This is a genomic window from Pseudomonas faucium (assembly GCF_021602585.1).
GTDB lineage: Bacteria > Pseudomonadota > Gammaproteobacteria > Pseudomonadales > Pseudomonadaceae > Aquipseudomonas > Aquipseudomonas faucium.
In genome coordinates, this window is the sequence record NZ_BQIP01000026.1 from 70,557 (window position 1) to 76,861 (window position 6,305).

Genomic DNA, 6,305 nt, shown 5'->3' on the forward strand with positions numbered 1-6,305 from the left:
TGACACACCGACGACAGCGCTTTTAACCTAGCGACCAGACATTGTAAATTGGTCTTACCAATTATCCAATGCCAGTGCTGACCAACAACAATTAGGGGTTACCCCATATGCAAACCTGGCAACAACTCTATTCGCCGCTTGGTAGTCTTGGCCTGTCCGCACTGGCGGCAGTCATCCCCATCGTCTTCTTCTTCCTGGCCCTGGCCGTGTTCCGCCTCAAAGGCCACGTTGCCGGCAGCATCACCCTTGGCCTGTCGATCCTGGTGGCGATCTTCGCCTTCCAGATGCCTGTCGACATGGCCCTCGCCGCCGCAGGTTACGGCTTCCTCTACGGCCTCTGGCCGATTGCCTGGATCATCGTTGCCGCGGTGTTCCTGTACAAACTCACGGTCAAGAGCGGCCAGTTCGAAGTGATCCGCAGCTCGGTGCTGTCGATCACCGACGACCAGCGCCTGCAGGTGCTGCTGATCGGCTTCTGCTTCGGCGCGTTCCTCGAAGGCGCGGCCGGTTTCGGCGCCCCGGTGGCGATCACCGCCGCCTTGCTCGTAGGCCTGGGCTTCAACCCGCTGTACGCCGCTGGCCTGTGCCTGATCGCCAACACCGCACCGGTGGCCTTCGGCGCCCTGGGCATCCCGATCATCGTGGCCGGCCAGGTCACCGGCATCGACGCCTTCCACATCGGCGCCATGACCGGCCGCCAGCTGCCGCTGCTGTCGTTGTTCGTGCCGTTCTGGCTGGTGTTCATGATGGACGGCCTGCGCGGCGTGAAGGAAACCTGGCCTGCCGCCCTGGTCGCCGGCCTGAGCTTCGCCGTGACCCAGTACTTCACCTCCAACTTCATCGGCCCGGAACTGCCGGACATCACCTCGGCCCTGGCCAGCCTGATCTGCCTGACCCTGTTCCTCAAAGTCTGGCAACCCAAGCGCTCGTTCGCCGAAGCCAAAGGCAGCGTCGGCGCCGCCGTGGTACAGCCAAGCGGCAGCCAGCCGAGCCCGTACAGCTTCGGCGAAATCTTCAAGGCCTGGTCGCCGTTCCTGATCCTCACCGTGCTCGTCACCATCTGGACCCTGAAGCCGTTCAAGGCGGCCTTCGCCCCGGGCGGCGCGATGTACAACTTCGTGTTCAACTTCGCCATCCCGCACCTTGACCAGCTGGTGATCAAGACCGCGCCGATCGTCAGCGCGCCCACCGCCATGCCAGCGGTGTTCAAGCTCGACCCGATCTCCGCCACCGGCACCGCGATCTTCCTCTCGGCGCTGATTTCCATGGCGGTGCTGAAGATCAACTTCAAAACTGGTCTGACCACTTTCAAAGAAACCTTCTGGGAGCTGCGCTGGCCGATCCTGTCGATCGGCATGGTGCTGGCGTTCGCCTTCGTCACCAACTACTCGGGCATGTCCTCGACCATGGCCCTGGTCCTGGCCGGCACCGGCGCCGCGTTCCCGTTCTTCTCGCCGTTCCTTGGCTGGCTGGGCGTGTTCCTGACCGGCTCCGACACCTCGTCCAACGCCCTGTTCAGCTCGCTGCAGGCCACCACCGCACACCAGATCGGGGTCAACGACACCCTGCTGGTGGCCGCCAACACCAGCGGCGGCGTGACCGGCAAGATGATTTCGCCGCAGTCCATCGCCGTGGCCTGCGCCGCCACCGGCCTGGTCGGCAAGGAATCCGACCTGTTCCGTTTCACCGTCAAGCACAGCCTGTTCTTCGCCACCATCGTCGGCCTGATCACCCTGATCCAGGCGTATTGGCTGACCGGCATGCTGGTTCATCACTAAAGTGAAAGGGGCCGGGCGCCCGCGCGCGCCCGGCATCTCCCTCAACCCACGCTGCGAGAATCCATGATCATTTCCGCCTCCACCGACTATCGCGCCGCGGCCCAACGCAAGCTGCCCCCGTTCCTCTTCCACTACGCCGACGGCGGCGCCTACGCCGAGCACACCCTGCGCCACAACGTCTCGGACCTGGCCAGCATCGCCCTGCGCCAGCGCGTGCTGAAGAACATGTCCGAGCTCAGCCTTCAGACCCAGCTGTTCGACGAAACCCTGAGCATGCCCGTGGCCCTGGCCCCGGTCGGCCTCACCGGCATGTACGCCCGCCGTGGTGAAGTGCAGGCGGCGCGCGCTGCGGCGGCCCATGGCATTCCGTTCACCATGTCGACGGTGTCGGTGTGCCCGATCGAAGAAGTCGCGCCTGCCATCGACCGGCCGATGTGGTTCCAGCTCTACGTGCTCAAGGACCGCGGCTTCATGCGCAATGCCCTGGAGCGCGCCAAGGCCGCCGGGGTGAAAACCCTGGTGTTCACCGTCGACATGCCGGTGCCCGGCGCCCGCTACCGCGACGCCCACTCCGGCATGAGCGGTGCCAACGGGCCGATGCGCCGCGTGCTGCAAGCCATGACCCACCCCGAATGGGCCTGGGACGTCGGCGTGATGGGCCGCCCGCACGACCTGGGCAACATCTCCAAATACCGTGGTAACCCCACCGGCCTTGCCGACTACATCGGCTGGCTGGGCAACAACTTCGACCCGTCGATCTCGTGGAAGGACCTGGAGTGGATCCGCGAATTCTGGGACGGCCCGATGATCATCAAGGGCATCCTCGACGCCGACGACGCCCGTGACGCGGTCAAGTTCGGCGCCGACGGCATCGTCGTGTCCAACCACGGCGGCCGCCAGCTCGACGGCGTGCTGTCCAGCGCCCGCGCCCTGCCGGCGATTGCCGATGCGGTCAAAGGTGACCTGAAGATTCTCGCCGACTCCGGCATCCGCAGCGGCCTCGACGTGGTGCGCATGATCGCCCTGGGCGCCGACACCGTGCTGATCGGCCGCGCCTTCCTCTGGGCCCTGGCCGTGCATGGCCAGGCCGGGGTGAAGAACCTGCTCGAACTGTTCGAGAAGGAAATGCGCGTGGCCATGGTGCTGACCGGCGCCAAGTCGATCAGCGAAATCAGCCGCGACTCGCTGGTCCGCGAACTGGGCGCCTGAGCGCCCGCCACACACCGCCTGAATGACCGGGGCACACGGCGCGCCAGACGCCGTGGCCCCGCGAGGAGATTGCATGAGCCTGCCCGCCGCGTTCCTGCGTGATGTCGAGCACCTGATTCCCGCCGAACGCCGCTTCGACGACCCGACCTCGACATTGGCCTTCGGCACCGATGCCAGCTTCTACCGGCTGATCCCCAAGCTGGTGGTGCGCGTCGAGTCCGAAGACGAAGTGGTCGGCTTGATCCAGCTGGCCCAGCGCGAGCGCGTGCCGGTCACCTTCCGCGCCGCCGGCACCAGCCTGTCCGGGCAGGCCATCAGCGACTCGGTGCTGATCGTGCTCGGCGACAACTGGGGCGCCAAGGAAATCCGCGGCCAGGGCGAGCAGATCCGCCTGCAGCCGGGGGTGATCGGCGCCCAGGCCAACGCCTGGCTGGCCCCCTACGGGCGCAAGATCGGCCCGGACCCGGCCTCGATCAACGCCTGCAAAATCGGCGGCATCGTCGCCAACAATGCCAGCGGCATGTGCTGCGGCACCGCGCAGAACACCTACCACACCCTGGCCGGCCTGCGCCTGGTGCTGGCCGACGGCACCCGCGTCGACAGTGAAGACCCGGCCAGCGTCGCGGCCTTCGAAAACAGCCACGCCGAATTGCTCGAAGCACTGGCCCGGCTCGGCCGCGAAACCCGCGCCAACACTGAACTGGCCGAGCGCATCCGGCACAAATACCGGCTGAAGAACACCACAGGCCTGTCACTAAACGCACTGGTGGACTACGACCAGCCGCTGGATATCCTGCAGCATCTGTTGGTCGGCTCCGAAGGCACCTTGGGCTTCATCAGCGCCGTCACCTACGACACCGTGCCCGACCACCCGCACAAGGCCAGCGCCTTGCTGGTATTCCCCAGCGTGGAAAGCTGCTGCCGCGCGGTCACCGTGCTCAAGCGCCAGCCCGTGTCCGCAGTCGAGCTGCTGGACCGACGTAGCCTGCGTTCGGTGCAGAACATGCCGGGCATGCCGCTGTGGGTCAAAGGCCTGTCGGACAACGCCTGTGCCCTGCTGATCGAATCCCGCGCCGCCAGCCAGAGCCTTCTGCATGAACAGTTACAGCAGGTAATGGCATCGATCGCCGACTACTCGCTGGAACAGAAAGTCGACTTCAGCGAAGACCCGGCGGTGTACAACCAACTGTGGAAAATCCGCAAGGACACCTTCCCCGCCGTCGGCGCCGTGCGCCAGACCGGCACCACGGTCATCATCGAAGACGTGACCTTCCCGGTCGAGCAACTGGCCGAGGGCGTGAACCGCCTGATCCAGCTGTTCGACAAGCACCACTACGACGAAGCGATCATCTTCGGCCATGCCCTGGAGGGCAACCTGCACTTCGTCTTCACCCAGGGCTTCAACAGCCCCGAAGAAGTGGCGCGCTACCAGGCCTTCATGGACGACGTGGCGCAGCTGGTGGCCGTGGAGTTCGGCGGCTCGCTCAAGGCCGAGCACGGCACCGGGCGCAACATGGCGCCGTTCGTGGAGCTGGAGTGGGGCCGTGATGCCTACCAGCTGATGTGGGCGCTCAAGCGCCTGCTCGACCCCAACGGCATCCTCAACCCCGACGTGGTGCTGAGCGAAGATCCGGACATCCACCTGAAGAACCTCAAGCCGCTGCCTGCCGCCGACGAAATCGTCGACAAGTGCATCGAATGCGGCTTTTGCGAACCGGTGTGCCCGTCCAAGGGCCTGACCCTCAGCCCACGCCAGCGCATCGTCATGTGGCGCGACATCCAGGCCAAGAAACGCGCCGGCATCGACACCCGCGAGCTGCTGCAGACCTACCAGTACCAAGGCATCGACACCTGCGCCGCCACCGGCCTGTGCGCCCAGCGCTGCCCGGTGGGCATCAACACCGGCGAGCTGGTGAAGAAACTGCGCAGCCAGGCCGCCGAGCACGCCAAGGCAGCCGACTGGCTGGCCGAGCACTTCCGCACCGCCCTGGGCGGCGCGCGCCTGACCCTCACCGCCGCCAACACCGCGCGCAAGCTGCTCGGCGCCCCGCGCCTAGGCCGCCTGAGCGCGAGCTTGAGCAAGGCCAGCAAAGGCCGCCTGCCGCAGTGGACCCCGGCCATGCCGCAGCCCCTGCGCAGCATCGACTTCGGCCCGGCCAGCCATGACGCCCGCCCCCGCGTCGTGTACCTGGCCGCCTGCGTCTCCCGCGTGATGGGCCCGGCCTACGCCGACCGCGAGCAAAGTTCGCTACTGGACAAGACCCGCGCCCTGCTGGAAAAGGCCGGCTACCAGGTGGTGTTCCCCGACAACGCCGACAGCCTGTGCTGCGGCCAGCCGTTCGCCTCCAAAGGCTACCCCGAGCAGGCCGAGCACAAGCGCCAGGAGCTGATCAACGCGCTGCTGCACGCCAGCCGCGGCGGCCTCGACCCGATCTACTGCGACACCAGCCCATGCACCCTGCGCCTGGTGCAGGACCTGGGCGAAACCCGCCTGGACCTGTACGACCCGGTGCGTTTCATCCGCACCCACCTGATGGACAAGCTGGAGTTCACCCCGCAGGAGGAGCCGGTGGCCGTGCACGTGACCTGCAGCACCCAGCACCTGGGCGAGAGCCAGGCGCTGATCGACCTGACGCGGATGTGCAGCAAGCAGGTGGTGGTGCCGGAGGGGATTCACTGTTGCGGGTTTGCCGGGGACAAGGGCTTCACCACGCCCGAGCTGAATGCGCATTCGCTGCGTAGCCTGAAGGATGCGGTGCAGTATTGCGGGGAAGGGATTTCTACCAGCCGCACCTGTGAGATTGGGTTGTCCAGTCATAGCGGGATCGATTACCACGGGTTGGTCTACCTGGTGGATCGCGTCACCCGCCCGCGCAGTATCTGAACATCCCCGGGGCCGCGTTGCGGCCCCACAGCTACCTGTAGGAGCCGGCTTGCCGGCGATCGAGGGCAAAGCCCTCGCCTACCCCCTCCAGCCGTAAGACTTTTCCCAATCTGAAACCAAATCCTTCTGAATTGGACACTTTGGGAATTATCCTACGATCGTTACAGACGTTTCGCTGTTGTTGCTCACAACCATCAGGGCTAATTTCCCAGAGTCGTTTTCGAACGATGTGGGCGTGAGAACCCTGTAAACATGACAGCAGCCTCGTTATGGCAGCCCTGCGCGGGCAGACTTCGGTCTGGCCGGCTTTCCCATGTTTACCGGTTTCTCACCCCGCGCATGGCTGCCACCCCACTCCCGTGAGAAGGATCGAGTTGGCAGCTCCTGTTCAGTAAACAAACTGGGAATTGCCATGATCAAAATCGTCCCCGACC

Annotated in this window: 3 protein-coding genes; all 3 read left to right on the plus strand. The window is 65.4% G+C overall.

Going from position 1 to position 6,305, the window contains the following annotated elements; all coding sequences use genetic code 11:
* Positions 1-107: 107 nt before the first annotated feature.
* The 3 genes from L6D75_RS23505 to L6D75_RS23515 all read left to right on the plus strand — a co-directional run bounded on the left by L6D75_RS23505 (position 108) and on the right by L6D75_RS23515 (position 5,871).
* Positions 108-1,778: a lactate permease LctP family transporter gene (locus tag L6D75_RS23505; RefSeq protein ID WP_176517377.1), complete on the plus strand. Its 1,671-nt coding sequence runs from the start codon at positions 108-110 to the stop codon at positions 1,776-1,778.
* Positions 1,779-1,841: 63 nt separating this feature from the next.
* Positions 1,842-2,987, plus strand: a complete 1,146-nt coding sequence (gene lldD, locus L6D75_RS23510) for an FMN-dependent L-lactate dehydrogenase LldD (protein ID WP_176517378.1) — start codon at positions 1,842-1,844, stop codon at positions 2,985-2,987.
* Positions 2,988-3,060: 73 nt separating this feature from the next.
* Complete coding sequence (locus tag L6D75_RS23515) at positions 3,061-5,871, plus strand: FAD-binding and (Fe-S)-binding domain-containing protein (RefSeq protein WP_176517379.1); 2,811 nt, start codon at positions 3,061-3,063, stop codon at positions 5,869-5,871.
* Positions 5,872-6,305 lie beyond the last annotated feature (434 nt).